Annotated in this window: 12 protein-coding genes; 11 read left to right on the top strand and 1 reads right to left on the bottom strand. The window is 43.6% G+C overall.

Going from position 1 to position 16488, the window contains the following annotated elements; translation table 11 throughout:
• Window position 1 precedes the first annotated feature (1 nt).
• From CUN85_RS04440 to CUN85_RS04390, 11 genes are all read left to right on the top strand, one after another.
• Window positions 2–2128, top strand: a complete 2127-nt coding sequence (locus CUN85_RS04440; RefSeq protein ID WP_135389102.1) for a cell division FtsA domain-containing protein — start codon at window positions 2–4, stop codon at window positions 2126–2128.
• A complete protein-coding gene (locus CUN85_RS04435; RefSeq protein ID WP_235856194.1) occupies window positions 2129–2968 on the top strand; it encodes a CheR family methyltransferase in 840 nt (279 codons plus the stop codon). It begins immediately after the preceding gene.
• A 57-nt stretch (window positions 2969–3025) separates the two neighbouring features.
• A complete protein-coding gene (locus CUN85_RS04430; protein WP_135389101.1) occupies window positions 3026–3634 on the top strand; it encodes a chemotaxis protein CheC in 609 nt (202 codons plus the stop codon).
• A gap of 14 nt (window positions 3635–3648) precedes the next feature.
• On the top strand, window positions 3649–4254 hold the full coding sequence (locus CUN85_RS04425; protein WP_135389100.1) for a chemotaxis protein CheC: 606 nt from the start codon (window positions 3649–3651) through the stop codon (window positions 4252–4254).
• A gap of 20 nt (window positions 4255–4274) precedes the next feature.
• Entirely contained in the window at window positions 4275–4733 is a 459-nt protein-coding gene (locus tag CUN85_RS04420) for a chemotaxis protein CheD (protein WP_235856193.1), read from the top strand.
• Between the two features lie 55 nt (window positions 4734–4788).
• On the top strand, window positions 4789–6003 hold the full coding sequence (locus tag CUN85_RS04415; RefSeq protein ID WP_135389098.1) for a DUF3795 domain-containing protein: 1215 nt from the start codon (window positions 4789–4791) through the stop codon (window positions 6001–6003).
• A 25-nt stretch (window positions 6004–6028) separates the two neighbouring features.
• The gene (locus tag CUN85_RS04410; RefSeq protein ID WP_167848790.1) at window positions 6029–6652 is read left to right on the top strand and encodes a chemotaxis protein CheC; all 624 of its coding nucleotides are present in this window, start codon (window positions 6029–6031) and stop codon (window positions 6650–6652) included.
• A gap of 38 nt (window positions 6653–6690) precedes the next feature.
• Entirely contained in the window at window positions 6691–7215 is a 525-nt protein-coding gene (locus CUN85_RS04405; RefSeq protein WP_135389096.1) for a hypothetical protein, read from the top strand.
• Between the two features lie 121 nt (window positions 7216–7336).
• A complete protein-coding gene (locus tag CUN85_RS04400) occupies window positions 7337–7963 on the top strand; it encodes a hypothetical protein (protein ID WP_135389095.1) in 627 nt (208 codons plus the stop codon).
• A gap of 10 nt (window positions 7964–7973) precedes the next feature.
• Window positions 7974–8579 (top strand): hypothetical protein, encoded by a 606-nt coding sequence (locus CUN85_RS04395; RefSeq protein WP_135389094.1) that lies wholly within the window; start codon window positions 7974–7976, stop codon window positions 8577–8579.
• Between the two features lie 269 nt (window positions 8580–8848).
• Window positions 8849–10141 carry a GntP family permease gene (locus CUN85_RS04390; protein ID WP_135389093.1) on the top strand — a complete coding sequence of 431 codons (1293 nt, stop codon included), beginning with the start codon at window positions 8849–8851 and terminating at the stop codon, window positions 10139–10141.
• A gap of 51 nt (window positions 10142–10192) precedes the next feature.
• On the opposite strand, the gene CUN85_RS04385 is transcribed toward CUN85_RS04390, so the two are convergent.
• Window positions 10193–16387, bottom strand: coding sequence for a PAS domain S-box protein (locus CUN85_RS04385; protein WP_235856192.1), 6195 nt, complete (start codon window positions 16385–16387; stop codon window positions 10193–10195).
• Window positions 16388–16488 lie beyond the last annotated feature (101 nt).

The following is a 16488-nucleotide window of genomic DNA, read 5'->3' as shown; positions in this document are numbered from 1 at the left end:
TATGGTGAGTACAACCCACTTTGCCCTGGACATTGGAACCAGGACTGTTGTGGGGCTCATTGTAGAAGGAGAAGAGCCTCTTGAAATAAAAGCCGCATGCATACTTGAGCATAACCAGCGTAGTATGCATGACGGGCAGATCCATGACGTAGACAGGGTCGCAGAGGTAGTCAGAAAAGTAAAGATCGAACTTGAAGAACAGATAGGTCATGAACTCACCAGAGCCTCTGTCGCTGTTGCCGGCCGGGCTCTGAGAACTTCCAAAGTGAAGCTATCCATCGACCTCCCATATAGAGAGATAACCAAAAAGGACATCTCAGAACTTGAATTTGAAGCAGTTGCCAGGGCAGGCAGCGAACTAGACTGTGAAGAAAGGTTCAACTGCGTGGGATATTCGGTTGTAGGCTACGGACTCGAGGGACAGAGCATCTCCAGTCTGGAAGGACATACGGGCAGTTCCATAGCAGTGGAACTCCTTGCGACATTTCTTCCGGAAACTGTGGTGAACAGCATGTTCGCAGTACTTGACAGATGTGGCCTGGAAGCTGAGAGTGTCACTCTGGAACCGATCGCCGCACTAAATATCGCAATACCGGAGGATACACGCAAACTCAACCTTGCGCTGGTTGATATCGGTGCAGGAACATCCGACATTGCGGTCACCAATGACGGGACGGTTATAGGCTACGGCATGGTTCCTGAAGCAGGAGATGAAATAACTGATTTTATTTGTGAGCATTATATCCTGGACTTCAAAAAAGGGGAGGAGTTAAAACAGAAGCTCCTGAAGGAAGAAAAGATTGCGATACAGGACATCTTCGGTGTGGCCACAGAGTTGCTGTCCACAGATATTATCTCTGTTATCACCGAAGAGATCGACAAACTGGCCTCACACATAGCCGAAGAGATAATTTCGATCAATGGTAATACACCCAGGGCAGTCGTGCTTGTGGGCGGCGGGTCACAGACAGTCACACTAAAGGAAAGAATCTCAGAACACTTGGGTATGCCCGTACAGCGGATAGGTTCACGACTTCCTGAAATGATAGAGAACCTGAAAGACAACACCGGCAAGATCACCGGTGCAGACATGATAACACCGCTCGGAATAGCCCTTACGGCTATCCGGAATAAAGGTATCGATTTTATAGAAGTTTCTGTGAACGATGCAAATATCCATCTGATGAATCTCAACGGTCTTTCAGTAATGGATGCACTCGTTGCCACCCGTGTAAAAAGAATGTATCCGCGCCCGGGCCTTGCTCTTACATTAACGGTCAATTCCAGCTTCATGAGTATAGAAGGGGATACCGGTAAACATGCGGAAATTATGCTCGATGGCAGGAAAGCAAATCTCGGAGATGTAATTTCCAGTGGTTCCCGGATCGAGTTCAACCCCCCGGTTGACGGAAAGGATGCCAGTATAACAGTACGTGAACTGGCCATCCGGCAAGGAATACCAATGGAAGTGGATTTCACTGTCAATGACAGGCAGGTTAAGCAAACCCCTCTCATTCTGGTCAATGGCAGAAGAGTCGCTCCGGACAGCGAAATACCTGACAGGGCTGAAGTCAGGATCACACCTGCGACACTGACAGAAGTACTGCGTACATGGGCAGACAGTGATCCCGAAGAGAAGTTACATGTCACTTTGAACAAGCGCACCAGACTACTTGATAAAGTTGACTACGTTATCGAACTGAACGGAGATCCTGTCAAGCCCGGAGATTTTTCCAGTACGGTCATCAAAGACAAAGATATTTTACTGATACATAAAAACGACATATACTGGACTTATGCAGATATCATTGACCTGCCGCGGGCTGGAAAGGATATCAATGTGATACTGAACAATGAAAAGGTTACATTTGAAGGAACTGATGGCTTTATAAAAGTCAATGGAAAGAAGGTCCTGCCTTCTGACAGGGCTATGGATGGGGACAATATAACTCTGGAGGAGGGGACCGAAACAAATCCCATACTATCGGACCTTTTCGAGTTTATGGATGTCAGGCGAGAGGAGCTGGTAGGGAAAAACATCCGCCTTTTTGTAAATGATAATAATGCCCGCTTTACTACACCTCTAAAAGACGGGGACAAAGTAACTATAGAATTCCTGGAGGTTTGAATGATGCTTAAAACTGCAGCAAAGCAAACATCTAAAGAGGATGCAGATTTTGCATTGCTCAAGAAGATGATCAAAACTAAACTCGGTTTCAATTGTGAATACTACAAGGACTCCCACTTCAGGAGAAGGATCGATGTCAGAATAAGAGCTACCGGTTCAAAGAATTTTGGAGAATATGTTCAGATCCTGAAGGAAGACTCTGCTGAATGTGCTGCCCTTCTGGAAACCCTCACAGTGAATGTCACTAATTTCTTCCGAAACTCAGAGGTCTATGATATTGTCGAGAAGGAAGTACTTCCGGCCGTTATCAGCTCCAAGGGTGCCGGCTTGAACAGGTCCATCAAGATATGGAGCGCGGGCTGCTCGATAGGTGTTGAAGCCTATTCCATTGCTATGCTATTCCACCATATCCTCGGGAACAATATCAAGAGGGTCAACATCTCCATAACAGGTACTGATATCGATAAGGCAAGCCTCCAACAGGCCCAGCAGGGAATCTATAGTGAGATTGAGATGAAAGATGTAAGACCCGCTTTTATTGAGAAGTATTTCTGGAAGGAAGGAAACCAGTATCGTGTAAACGATGAACTGAAAAAGATGATCCGGTTCAAATCACACGATATGATATCCGGGCCAAAAATGACCGGATTTGACATTATTTTTTGCAGAAATGTCACTATATATTTTGAAAAGGAGTTACAGGAGAAGCTCTACATGAACTTCTACGAAGGGCTCAATGAGAACGGATTCTTTGTCATGGGTAAGACGGAAACCTTAATAGGACCATCTAAGGACCTTTTCAAATCTTACAATGCAAAGGAGAGAATATACGCCAAATGATATGGAATATGAGTTTGTGCCACCTGAAAAAACTGCTAATGCAAAATGAGGGATTAAATGAGGATGGAAGAACTGGATGAACTACAAGCCAGTGCATTAAGAGAAATTGTCAATATTGGCGTGGGTAATGCTGTTACTTCACTTTCAAAAATGATCGGCAAGCAGATCAAGATCGAGGTCCCCGAACTTAAGATTGAAAAAATAGAGAAGGTGCCAGAGATCGCAGGAGGCGCCGATACGGTGGTTTCCGGAGTGATAATGCATGTTGACGGAGACATAAACGGCTATATCATGATGCTGCTTTCACAGGAAACAGCCGAAGCTATCTGCAGTACTATCAGTGGTGAAGAACACACCGACATATTCACGGAAATGAACCAGTCACTGATCGAAGAAGTGGGACATATCCTTGCAGGCTCTTACGTAAGCTCTCTTTCCGAGTTCCTCGGACTTAACCTGAAGATATCACCACCTATGCAGACCTTTGATATGCTGGGTGCGATCATGGACCATATACTTATCGAAATGAGCAGGGATGTGGAAAGTACGCTTCTTTTTGACACGTTCTTCACACTAGAGGGCAACAGGATGGAAGGGATTCTGCTAACCCTGTTCGATCCTGTCTCAATGGATAAAATACTAAACAAAGTTGCAGAAATGGTCTGAGCGGAGGTTTCAAAATGAACATAATACTGGATAAATTTTATTACGATGCACTGGACGAGGTTGGTAATATAGGTATGGGGAACGCTACTACAGCTCTTTCCCAGCTTGTTGGCAAATCTGTCAGTGTTAGCGGATCTGCTTTCACATTACTTGGTTTGAACAAGATCTCCTCAGATTCAGAGTACAACCGGGTCGGAGCTATTGTAAAAGTAGTAGGGGATCTCAATGGTGGTTTCCTGCTTATGCTTAATCAAAAGCACTCCGAATCCCTTTCAGAGATGTTGCTGGAACAACACGAGTCTGATGGTTATATGCGAAGGTCAGTTCTGGTAGAAGTGGCGAATATCCTTGCAGGGGCATATTATAATTCCCTTTCCAAATTCCTGGACCTTTCAGTTATCCCTTCGATACCGATAATATCAGAAGGCAGCCCTGATGATCTGTTGAAGAAATGCAGTAAACATTTCAATGGTAAGATCGAGCATGTGATCGGGCTGACCACACTTTTTGAGATAGAGTCTGAAGACCAGTATCAGAGTATGAGTGGAGATATGTACATGTTGATAGACTCGATATCCATGAAGACCATCCTTAACAGAATAGATGCGATGCGTACCTGAATAATATGATAATCGTCGGAATGGCAGACAGCGCAGTAGCAAAAAAACCTGTGAAGATCACTACCCTGGGACTGGGTTCGTGTGTAGGCGTTGCCATGTACGACAAAAGAAGCTGCATCGGAGGCATGGTGCATATAATGCTTCCCAGCGTTGAGAACGCAAGATCCAAGGATAATCTTGCTAAATTTGCCGATACCGGGATACACTATCTTCTGGATTGCATGCTGGCCGAAGGTGCCACTAAAAGCGCGATAAAGGCAAAGATCGCAGGTGGGGCAAGGATGTTCTCCTTCAGTTCGAGTGCACAGCTGAACATAGGTGAGCGCAATGTCATTGCAACAAAAGAGATTCTAAAACAACTGAGAATACCTGTCCTCGCAGAAGATACCGGTGAGAACTATGGCCGTACGATTGTACTTGATACGGAAAACGGCGAACTTACAGTGAAAAGTGCGCTTAAAGGCGAGAAAATATATTAGTATGTATATTTATATATTAATAATAATGGTTTAAAAAGGCTAAGGTGGCAGCAAGATGTTAACTTCGGACACTACACTGATCTACATATATATAATCTTCATTTCGGTTTCACTTTCAACCGGAATGGCAGCCATATACTTCTGGGTAAGAGTCCATCTTGAGACCCAGAACGGGTCCATCGCCTGGCTGCTTCTGGCACTTACTGCCGTATTTCTTATCACTACATCCATCTTCTCTTCTGTGGCTGTCAGTAATTCTGACCCACTGATAACAGAGACCATTCTTATATTCATGGGATTCTGGGGCGCTGTTTATACCACGATCTTTGCTGCTGCAGGTTTTATTATGTTCAATGCATTCAGGACCATCCCCCGCGCAAAACTGGGTGACTTCCTCCTTGAAGGAATGGTCTTCCAGAAAGGCCATATCCTGAAGACCGCCTGCGGAAAGAACTGTTCTGTGTGTGAAAAATACTCCATTGAAGAGTGCCAGGGATGCATCCCCGGGAACAAGGATGGTGAGGCAGGCTGTCCGATCTATGAATGCGTTGTTGAAAAGGGGATGACTTCCTGTATGGACTGTGACAGCAATAGTGACTGTAGCACATACAGTTGTGAGATCGTTCAGTGTCCATTAAATAACGACACGGACACCCTTCCTGAATTCGAGCAGACGGCCGGCATTTTCAAGCGGTCGACACTACTGGAATACAATCCCCATGCAAGATATGAGGATGCCGTAATTGAAGTTTGCCTGAGGCTTTACGGGGAGATGGTGAACACTGTCCTGGTCTCTACCCAGCCACGCACATCCCTTTACAGGGAGAAACTCGGAGACCTCATAGACGTAGGGGCCATGAAGTTCATTGAGATATCCAGTACTGCAAAGACTGTCAGTGAAGAGAATGGAATCATAAAACTACCTGTCACAGAACTTGAAAAGTTCTTTGACCTTACTGCGAAGTTGCCAAAAGACTGTGCAGTTATATTTGAACCGGTCACCCAGCTTATCGTGACAGAAGGTGAAACAAAGGCATATGAATTCGTATCAGGGATGGCGGAAAGATTCGACTCCAGTGAATTGATGCTAATAGGTTTAATAAATGCAACAGCCCATGAAGAGAGAACCGTTTCGAGATTTGAGGGGCTTTTCCTCAATCTTGCCGAACTGGACAGGAGCAGGATACGTATCGTAAAAGGTGGAAAAGAAGAGTATGTCCGCTTCTTTGTTGGAGAGAAATTCTACATGGAAGAAGCTGAAAACCACTAAACAAAAAAGCAAGCAAGGTACTAGAATGAAAGAACTTGATAGTTTGGAAACAGATGCCCTGAAAGAGATCGGAAGCATCGGTATGGGAAACGCTACGACAGCCCTCTCTGAACTGGTAGGGAGATCTGTCCGGCTGAACCTCTCGGATGCCAGGATGTTCAATCCGCAAAGTATTGCCAGCTCGATCCCGGATTCCATCACGATGACAGGTATCATTGTAAATATAGGAGGGGAGCTTAAAGGTGCGGCTGTGCTTTTGCTGGAGTTCAACAATTCGGTCCTCCTGAGCGATCTGATGCTTGAGAGCAATAATATTACAGGGGATCCTACAATAAACGAGTCCGCACTTTCAGAACTTGGTAACATCTTTACCGGATCTTACATGAACGCGATGTCTTCTTTCCTGGGCCTTGGAATTTACCAGTCACCACCACTTGTCACCATCGGACCCATAAAAAAGATATTTGAAACCGCTTTCTCCCGGATAGGTACAAAACCTGCAGGAGTGATGAACATTGAAACGATGTTCATGGTACATAATGCAGGGGATGGCACAGGACTCAACACTGTGTACGGGGACATGTTCCTGCTTCTGGAGCCGACTTCTACAGAAAAGCTCCGCGATTCAATAAGAAAACTATTAGCCTGAAAATAATTACTCATCTATACTTGCATGGTCGAATCAACATGAAAAATATATGGATACAGCATCTTGAGAAGCAAAGATCCCGGGACAGTACGCGGGGCTCTTCATTCGTAGAGATGTTGCACTCCCTGGCCAGACTGGATGACGGATGTGAAGTCAAATCTGTAAAACCGAAACATTCTGGTAACAAGAACAGGCAATACAGCCTGAAGAAGATTCGGGAAGAGCTTGCTTTTGATAGTCTGGCTGAAAGTGATACTGAAAATACGGAAGAGCGTATCCCCGCTGGTTGCAAAGCCGAAGAGATGATCACAGAAATTTGTAGGTGGACTGCGAAAAGCCAGATGGGATATGAAACCGGAATTGATTCCTATGAGGATGATTATGTCCGCTTATTAAGGCTGCAGAACGGACAACTTGTTTTAAGATACAATGTTGCGGGCGAGGACACCTTTGAGATTGAAGTCGGCTCTACGGAGGAGGCTGACAACCTGATATCAGAGGACAATATGACAACATCGGAATTATATCCTGCAAATCCGGAACTGCAGTGGAATAAAAAATAAGATTATTTTAATATAAACAATTGAATTCAATGGTAAAGAATAAAAACTATCAGCGCAATTAATATATAAATAAAGTATTTGAGGCGCAAAAGTACGAGATGAATAAAGGAGACCCATAACAATGATGGACATCGCGATATATTCACTTGTTGACGATATGGTCAGCAAAGCAGGAACGGAGGGTGTTGTAGAATACTGGCTCCGTGTAGGTGAAAGCTATGCGGAAAGGATGGGAAAAGAAGCTTACGTCGGCTGGCCTGCCTTTAACGTGGCAATGAAAGAAGGAAGAACGTCACTCACGGTAGAAGGTGCTGTTAACGTATTGACAGATCTTGCAATTATAGATAAGGACGGAGATGTGATCGGGTATGTGTATGCACTTAAGACCTGCCCTATGGCCCCGACCATGAGAAGATACATCTCCAGGATAGGGCCGATCCCGGATTCGGACACTGATGTTGCAGATAGTTACAATAACCGCATCAGAGACTCTGCTGTTTCCAATTACTGTATTACACACCAGAAATTCAGGGAAGTTGCAGCTAACAATATAACCGTTGCAAAGCAGGCACTCGAATGTCTCCAGCTTGCAAACAAGGGGATGACAGGGGACGTGAAGATGGTGCAGGAAAACCTTGCAAGGATAAACGTGGACGAGCGTCATATCAAAAGCATATTGCGCAGTGCATCATGTGTCTTTGCTTTGATCGTTAAGGGCAAGAGTGCCGGCGAGGAAATACTCGAATAATGGTGATAATATGGCTGAGAACATTGAATCAAATCCTTTTGTTGACGTTTCTGTATACCTGTTCTTTGAAGACATTTCTGATAAACAGGGAGTAGAAGGTTTTACTAATTATATGGTCGGGCAGGCCCAGTCCCTCGCCAAGTCCGTGCCGGAAGAGGAATATGAGACATGGGACGATTTTGCAAGTGCAGTGGTCAGTGGAGAATCCGTATTCTCATCCTTTGAGAGTATCGAGCAGATCAGTAAGTGCGGATTCGTGACTAACATATGTCCTTTCTCAAAGGCTATTCGGGAATATATAAAACGGATAGGTAATTTCAATCCGGTGCACATAGAAGCCACAGATCACTTTAACCACACGATACAGCCTTCGGCTGCCCACAGTGCATGCATGATGCATCAAACCTACAGGAGAGAGGTTGCAAAAAGAATAACTGTCGGAGGAAAACCTCTCCAGTACGCACAGATAGGTGCTAAGGCTTATACGGGTGAGATAGCACTGCCACCGGAATCCTGGAAGAAGGTCCTTCTGGAGAAGGCCGGCATTTCCGAAACACAGGGATTCATGGAAATGCGAGAGAACAGCTGTCTGTATCTCCTGTATGTTGAAAACTAAAAGACTGATCCGTATATCAGAAGCCTGCCCCGGGTAAGAGTTATAATACCCGGGCTTATTTCTCTTATACGGATCCTCTTGTAATATTTCTATAGCGCTCGTGCCAATTCTCATTTTCACTGAAGGACTTAGGTGCCCCTTTCTTCAGAATAATTCGGGATCGTGTGGAAAATTATTTATGTTGATGGCATAAAAATGCCAGTATAGAAACCTTTCTATTTTAGATAGGCTCAGTTAGTTTTATAAGAACATATGCACATTTATTCATAATGAGTCCTCTACTCATTTTCCTTATAGCACTTGTTTTCATACTGGTGCTTACTGCACGGCTGAGGGTTCATCCATTTATCAGTTTGATAGCAGGGTCAGTTCTGGTGGGGGTCCTTGCGGGTGAGATCGGAGCCACTCTTGATACAATAACCGCAGGTATGAGCAGTATATTTGCACAATATGCGATCATAGTTACTTCCGGGAGTATCATAGGTGTCATACTACACAAGACCGGTGCTACTGCGCTTATTGCTGAAGATATCACGAAACTGTTCAAAAGACCTATACTGGCTATCGCTTTGCTTGGATTTGTTTTTGCAGTTCCGATGATGTGTCTGATACTGGCGTTTATAATTTTTCTCCCGGTTGCTAAAGACCTCAGCGACAAGCATGGATTTCCAAAGGGCCTTACCGAAGTTGCCCTTGCGCTGGCAACAATGGCATCTTTCGGCCTGCTGTACCCTTCACCCGGGATCTATGCCTTTGTCAATGAAATGGGACCTGAGGAAATTAGTCTAACAAGGGTTCTATTCATAGGAGCCACCATTGCAACGGTAGTATTTTTTATAGGGTACCTGTATGCCAGCAGGTATTATAATTTCAGCCTGAAAGCTGATTGTTGCGAGAACATGGTTAAACAAGAGAGTGAGACAAAGATACTTACATACAGGACTGCAAGCTACATACCGATTCTTGTCCCGATCTTGCTAATTGTTACTCGCCTTCTTACAAATATTCCAGTAATTGAACTAATCGGCCATGAAAGTATAGCTCTTTTTTCAGGCGCCATACTTGCAATGACACTCCCGGCAAGGAATTTTGCATCTGCTGACATAAGGGCGTGGGTCGAGAAAGGAATACGCAGAAGTGGACTGGTATTACTTGATATTTGTGGCGGAGGTGCACTGGGAGCCACCCTTGCAGTGGCAGGTGTCGGTGAAGCACTTGGTAACATGCTGCTTGAGTCAAGCATACCTGTCCTGTTAGTCCCGTTCCTCGTTGCTGCGGCTGTTCAGACAGTACAGGGTTCAAGAATGGTGACATTGTTCATAGCATCCGCACTGGTCATACCAATTATGCCGGAACTGGGCCTGCCTGCGGAGATCGTACTTTTCTCAATGGCCTCGGGGACATTCCTAATATCCCATTTCAATGACCCTTATTTCTGGATACTGGCTGATTTTGCAGAGATGGAAACTCTCGAAGTGCTGAAGACATATACCATCGGCGGTGCGGTCATGGGAGTTTGTAGTCTGCTGATAACAGGGGTCATTTACATGGTATTTTACTGACCGGATGGAGATCTTGGTGGCTATTTAGAGGATGTTAACAGTAAAACCCGATCATATATCTTTCAAATGTTGTATTAATGCATTAAAAAGATCTTCCATTTCTGCCATCATAACAGCAGCTTCTTTAGTTTCTCCTGCTTTTGTCTTTTTCTCCATCTCAGAAGCGACACTGCTAAGGGCCATACCACCTATGTTAGCAGAGGAACCTTTTATCCCATGTGCATAGTGACAGATGTTATCAGCGTTATCATTGCTTATACTTTCCTTTAGAGCTTCTAGCTGCTTTGGAGTATTTTCAAGATAGATGGAGATTATATGGCGCGCAAGATCTATATCGTTCATCGTTCTTTCCATAAACGAATCTCTGTCAAATACAGGCAGATCTTCCTGGTTATCCGACTCGTAAAAGATGCTATTGTGATGGGTTTTTTCATGTGCTGCCATAGACCATTTATCCAGCAATTCCATAAGTGCCTGTAATGAAACAGGTTTTGAGATGTAATCATTCATGCCAGCTTTTATAAAACGCTCTTTATCTCCCTTCATGGCATGTGCTGTCATTGCTATTATCGGGACCTGCCTGTCGAGAACTGACGAATCCGGATTCCGGATTAGACTTGTAGCTTCAACCCCGTCCATCTCTGGCATCTGCACATCCATTAATACCAGATCGTATAGAACCATTTCAAGTGCTTGTACTGCTTCTCTGCCATTAGCTACGGTGTCTGCACGATAGCCAAGTTTTCTTAACATACCCTGAGCAACTTTCTGGTTGACTATATTGTCTTCAGCCAGTAGTATCCTGAGATTAGTTTTCTTGTGTGACCTTTCAGAATGAATGTGTCCGGGTTTAGATAATTGTGTTTTATCCGTATCATTCTCCATTGTAAATATCGTTGAGAGCTTGTTCAACAGTTCTTTCTGGGCTACAGGTTTGGTAAGGTATGCTGCAAAATGCTTCCTTTCAGAATTTTCGGCTGTAGCCCATTGCCCAAGGGATGTCAGCATTATCAGTTTGATCCCTTTAAGCTTTTGATCAGATTTAATGATCTTTGCAAGTGTAAGACCATCCATCCCGGGCATATGCATATCCAGAATGGCAACCTGGAACTGTTCTTTATTTTCGTGCGCTCTGTAAAGAGCCTGCAATGCCAGGGGACCATCTGCAACTTCTTTTACACTGGCACCCCATGAAGATATCTGTTTCATCAGTATCTCACGATTTGTGCTGTTATCGTCTACTACAAGTATACGCACATCTTTAATACTGTTCAGAACTGGTTCACTATCCATTCTGCCTGAATATTTAACAAAAGGAACCTTGAACCAGAATTCAGAACCTTTGCCCTCTTCACTTTGCACGCCTATTTCTCCCCCCATCATCCCTACAAGCTGTTTGGAGATAGCAAGTCCAAGGCCTGTGCCACCATATTGTCTTGTTGTAGAAGCATCTACCTGATAGAATGTGTTAAAGAGGTTTTCTATCTTATCCGCAGGGATACCTACGCCCGTATCCCTGACTACAAAACGCAACAATGCTTCTGTATCCGTCTCCACCTCAAGGCTGACGCTTACTACCACTTCCCCCTGATGAGTGAACTTAACGGCATTGCCTGCCAGGTTGGTAAGTATCTGTTGTAAACGGCCGGGATCACCTCTTATATGGACAGGCACATCAGGTTCTGCTGCACATATGAACTCAAGTTCTTTATCATGGGCTTTTACTGCCAGCATTGTAGCGAAGTCATCCAGCACATTGCTCAGGTCAAAATCCAGAACTTCCAGTTCAAGCTTACCTGCCTCTATCTTTGAGAAATCCAATATATCATTTATCAGGCTAAGTAACAATTCTCCGCTTGTTTGTACTGTTTCTGCATAACGTTGTTGTTCCTCATCAAGCTCCGTTTCCATAAGTAGTCCTGCCATACCTATCACACCGTTCATGGGCGTACGTATCTCATGGGACATATTGGCAAGGAACTCGCTCTTGGCCCTGGTAGCTTCTTCTGCTCTGGACAACGCCATATCAAGCTCTACATTCTTTCTTTTCACCTCACTTGCATATTCCAGCAGCTTATTCTCAGCAAGTTTACGATTGGTAATGTTAATGTGAGAGATAACAACTTTGCGGGGGAAAGAATCGATACTTTCAAAGGGACGGACTTTGCCAACAAACCATCTTTTTTCTTCTGGGGAATCACACGGATATTCAAGATCGAATTGCTCGCTAACTCCCATCATTACGTCCTCAATACCTTTTGCAAACTGCAAAGCAATATTTCTATCCTTACCTCTGGAGTTTTTTGCTGTGTGGATATAATTTGTACCTTCGCTTACTTTATCAAGGTCCGCCGAATTAGCAATGGCAAAATTAGTCCAGGATTTATTTGTTTTAATGATGTTTCCGGTCTCATCCAGTACACAAATATTCGCATCCAGGGAATTGAGTGTCGACTGGTTGAGCAGATTCAGCTCTCTGATGGTTTGTTCGGTATACCAGTCAGAAGTTATATCACGACCAATGCCCACCAGCCCGATGGTCTCTCCTGCTGAATTTTTTAAAGGTGCTTTAGTAGTATCAAGTAAGACCTTTCTGCCGTCCGGATACTCAACCCATTCTTCATTATGTCTGGCGCAGCCTTCCTTCAACATGATGGCATCGTTCTTTCTAAAGAAGTCAGCAAGCTCCTTATCAACCAGATCATAATCCGTATTGCCAATTATCTGCTTTCTGTCCTTGCCTATAAAATTAGAGAATTCCGGATTGCATCCCAGATATATTCCATCCAGATCTTTGAAGAAGATCATATCCGGAATAGAGTCAAGAAGGCCTGTTAACAGAGATTTTTCCTTCTCAAGCTTCTTCTCTGTTGTCTTGCGATCGGTTATGTCCCTGACAATTGCAATAACTTTTTCTTCGCCAAAAGAAGCTATTTTGCATTCAAAATGCCCTATTTCATTTTTAACAAACATTTGATATTCGATTGTCCGTATTAAATCTTCCTTTATAACATCGTCAATACTTGCTTTTATTTTAACAGCCTGCTCTTGTGGTAAAACTTCGAAGATATTTCGATTTAAAAACATCTCTTTGGGCATGGCCAGGCTTTCATCGTCCGCCGCTTTATAATCAAGGAACACACCGTCTTTATTCAGCACAAATAGCAAATCAGGAATGGCTGCTATCAAGGATCTGTTATATAAATTACTGATAGACAATTCTTCTTCAGCCCTTTTGCGATCAGTGATGTCACGAATTGCTGAAACACGAATCTGGCGATCAGTATGTGTTAAATTGAATGCTTCAATTTCAAGTGGTATTACCAATCCATTTTTTCTGACACCTCGGACTTCATATGGCTTTGTAACGTTCCCTTTCATTTTATCTCTGACAATATCGAGATCATCCGGATGGAAAATAAATGGCAGAAGATTCTTGCCTAACAATTCATCCCGAGTATAACCGGTTATGCGGGTCATTGCTTCATTGATCTCAATAGCTACGCCATTTTTGTGTATGACAATGCCTTCAAAAGATACATCTGAAAGTAAACGGTATTTTTCTTCACTTTCACGCAATGCTTTTTCTGCACGATTGCGCATTAAAGCTCCACCTATATGGGCTGCGATCCCTTCTAATTGTTCAATAGCAGCAAGAGAAAAAAAACCTTTTCTGCGGTCGTTGAGTTGAATCAATCCAACTATCTGACTGTTCATTCGAATGGGAACAAGCGCCACAGAAGTATATCCCTGATGGATGCATTGGTTACGTGGGTGCAGCCGCAGGTCCTGTTCAGAAGGAATTCCAAGGACGGAGAAAGAATCATTGGTCCAGCAGCTTCCTCCTTGTGTGAAGAGTGGATCGGAGGGATCGGTCTTGCCGGAAATAACTAAACCGCAAGTGCATTCCAGTTTGATATTGCCATTACAATCTCTGCAAAGGCCTCCGTCTCTTTCGTGAGCCTTCAGAGAGTTTTCCATCTGCAGGAAGTCATTGGAAAATCCTTCATGTGCAATATAGGGAAAGTCATCCCCATCTTTAAGGCGAATGCCCACAGCATCAGCTTCAGTTCGCTTTTTTAATGTTGTAAGAACACGCTGAATTGAATCCTTCAATGATCCGGGCTCATTTAGTATCTGCAGAATCTCACTACCCATGTCACGGTATATCTCTGTAATCTTCCGGTCAGTGATGTCCCTGGCTATGCCTTCCAACGCTACCAGATCATCCTTCTTATCATAAACGAAGACATTCTTTTGTTCTGCCCAGATAATTTGTCCATCCTTTCTGATCCAGCGTAGCGTGATAGTCTTTCCATCTTTATCTCCTCCTTTTGAGAGGAATTCCAGCAAGTCGCGGTCATCAGGATGCACAAGCTTAAAACCTAATTCCGGGTCTTCATAGTGTTCCTCCGGAGTATAGCCCGTAATCTTAGTGGCAGCGGGACTAACGTACGTGAATCCTCTTTCAGGTGCGAATTGGTACCGATATATCAGATCATCAGCATTCTCAGCCAGTCTCCTGAAACGTTCCTCACTTTCGCTTAGACTCTCCTCTGCATTCTTGCGTTTAGTAATATCACGGAACACAGTAGCAAAGATATCTTTATTTACCCGATACGCACTGATATCATAGTATCTCTGCAATGGTTCAGAGAATTCTTCAAAATTAACAGGAATGCCAGTATTTACGACTTCCCCATACATTTCAATAAATGATGTTTTTTCAATACCAGGAAGAACTTTGGTAATACGCCTTCCCAGAACATTTGCTCTTTTCAGTCCGGTATGTTTCTCGAATGCCTCATTTGCCTCAAGGAACACATAGTCCACAGGTTTGCCCTGTTCATCCCATATCATCTCATGGATAGATACACCGCCAACAAAATTCTCAAACAGGCCACGATACTTTTCCTCACTCTCTTTTAACGCCCCTTCTGCACCTGTCTGCCCTATTATATTCCATACAGAGTCCATTAACAAAGTCATCTGAAGCTTATCGTTTTCTGTATAATTCGATTTCTTATTGGCTACTCCTACCAGAGCAACGATCTTTTGATTCCGGAAAATGGGGACTGTCATGAAGCTTTCAAGTTCAACATGTCCTCGGGGACAACCTTTTTTCAGTGGATCAGGAGCATGGAAATCATTTATAATTATTGTCCTGCGCTGCCTGACAGCTTCCCCCCATATACCGGTGTCCTCTAATTTGTAGACCGTTTGAGGCTCGACAACTTCACATTCAGCCATTACATCTTTGGACCATGTGTTCAGAGTGAACTCTTTTTTCGCCTCATTGTAATAGTAGATATATCCGAATCTACTATCTGTCAGCTTGATGGCTTCATTAAGTGTGAAATCAAGGAGTTGCGGTATAGACTCATGTCTTGTCTGAAGTATCCCGACCATACTCCTTAACCTGGCTTCCCTCAGACGTAATTCATCTTCGGTCTTTTTTGTTTCAGTTATGTCCGTTGAATATTCTATGATACTGTCAAGTTCCCCTTTGTCATTGAAGACCGGGTAGGCATTTATTTCTACATACACGCATTTTCCATCCGAATCAACATGAGTGTGCTCAACCTTGGCAGGTGTTCCTGTTTTCCTGATATCATCCAGGGGACATGGATGATCGCAATCGTTGCAGGGTTTGCAAAGCCCGTGACTTGCCTGGTAACATTTGCTCTTTAAGCCAATGTTGAAAGTTGAAGTTGCAGAAGAGTTTGCAAGCTTAATAGTATAATCTTTAGCGTCAATGACCATAAAAGGATGAGGAAGTGCATCCAGTATAATGTTAAGCATGTTCTCCTGAATGTGCATATTAGTCGCAGATTTTCTACATTCAGTTATATCAGAAATTACGCCAATAATGCCGTCTAATGTACCGTTTTTCTTTATTGTTGCTTTGTTAAAGATAACGTTGCTGATATTTCCCGCATTATCTTTAATCTGCCATTCGTAGTGCTGTCTTCCAGAATCTTGCAAGAGTCGCTTATCCATTTCTGAGCATTTTTCGGCAGTATCCTTTGATGCTATATCATACACAGACTTACCAATTATTTCTTCATGTTTTAGTCCCAGCAGTTCCTCAAAGGCCTTGTTGTAGCCAGTGTACTTTCCCTGCATATTTTTGCAGAAAACGGGAATCGGCATAGCTTCAAGAAATGCAGTGAAAATGTTCAACTGGCAGCCAGGGGAGAATTCAATCCGTGTTTCCTTGTATTCCTTGTCATTTTTTGTTAACATAAAAGAATTTACACTATTGTATAACTGCGATTCCTTTTTCATTTGCTACCTTCTATTACTTATATATGAACAGGCTCTTCTGCAGAATCTGATAATTTATA

Source organism: Methanolobus halotolerans, from assembly GCF_004745425.1.
GTDB lineage: Archaea > Halobacteriota > Methanosarcinia > Methanosarcinales > Methanosarcinaceae > Methanolobus > Methanolobus halotolerans.
Note: the sequence above shows the minus strand (reverse complement) of the source record. Positions and strands in the feature narration are given on the sequence as shown.

What these genes read in the sequence shown, in the direction of transcription:
- CUN85_RS04415 (WP_135389098.1), top strand. Translation starts at nt 4,789, where the DNA reads ATGTTAACTTCGGACACTACACTGATCTACATATATATAATCTTCATT.
- CUN85_RS04410 (WP_167848790.1), top strand. Translation starts at nt 6,029, where the DNA reads ATGAAAGAACTTGATAGTTTGGAAACAGATGCCCTGAAAGAGATCGGA.
- CUN85_RS04440 (WP_135389102.1), top strand. Translation starts at nt 2, where the DNA reads ATGGTGAGTACAACCCACTTTGCCCTGGACATTGGAACCAGGACTGTT.
- CUN85_RS04400 (WP_135389095.1), top strand. Translation starts at nt 7,337, where the DNA reads ATGATGGACATCGCGATATATTCACTTGTTGACGATATGGTCAGCAAA.
- CUN85_RS04405 (WP_135389096.1), top strand. Translation starts at nt 6,691, where the DNA reads ATGAAAAATATATGGATACAGCATCTTGAGAAGCAAAGATCCCGGGAC.
- CUN85_RS04425 (WP_135389100.1), top strand. Translation starts at nt 3,649, where the DNA reads ATGAACATAATACTGGATAAATTTTATTACGATGCACTGGACGAGGTT.
- CUN85_RS04435 (WP_235856194.1), top strand. Translation starts at nt 2,129, where the DNA reads ATGATGCTTAAAACTGCAGCAAAGCAAACATCTAAAGAGGATGCAGAT.
- CUN85_RS04395 (WP_135389094.1), top strand. Translation starts at nt 7,974, where the DNA reads ATGGCTGAGAACATTGAATCAAATCCTTTTGTTGACGTTTCTGTATAC.
- CUN85_RS04430 (WP_135389101.1), top strand. Translation starts at nt 3,026, where the DNA reads ATGAGGATGGAAGAACTGGATGAACTACAAGCCAGTGCATTAAGAGAA.
- CUN85_RS04420 (WP_235856193.1), top strand. Translation starts at nt 4,275, where the DNA reads ATGGCAGACAGCGCAGTAGCAAAAAAACCTGTGAAGATCACTACCCTG.
- CUN85_RS04385 (WP_235856192.1), bottom strand. Translation starts at nt 16,387, where the DNA reads ATGTTAACAAAAAATGACAAGGAATACAAGGAAACACGGATTGAATTC.
- CUN85_RS04390 (WP_135389093.1), top strand. Translation starts at nt 8,849, where the DNA reads ATGAGTCCTCTACTCATTTTCCTTATAGCACTTGTTTTCATACTGGTG.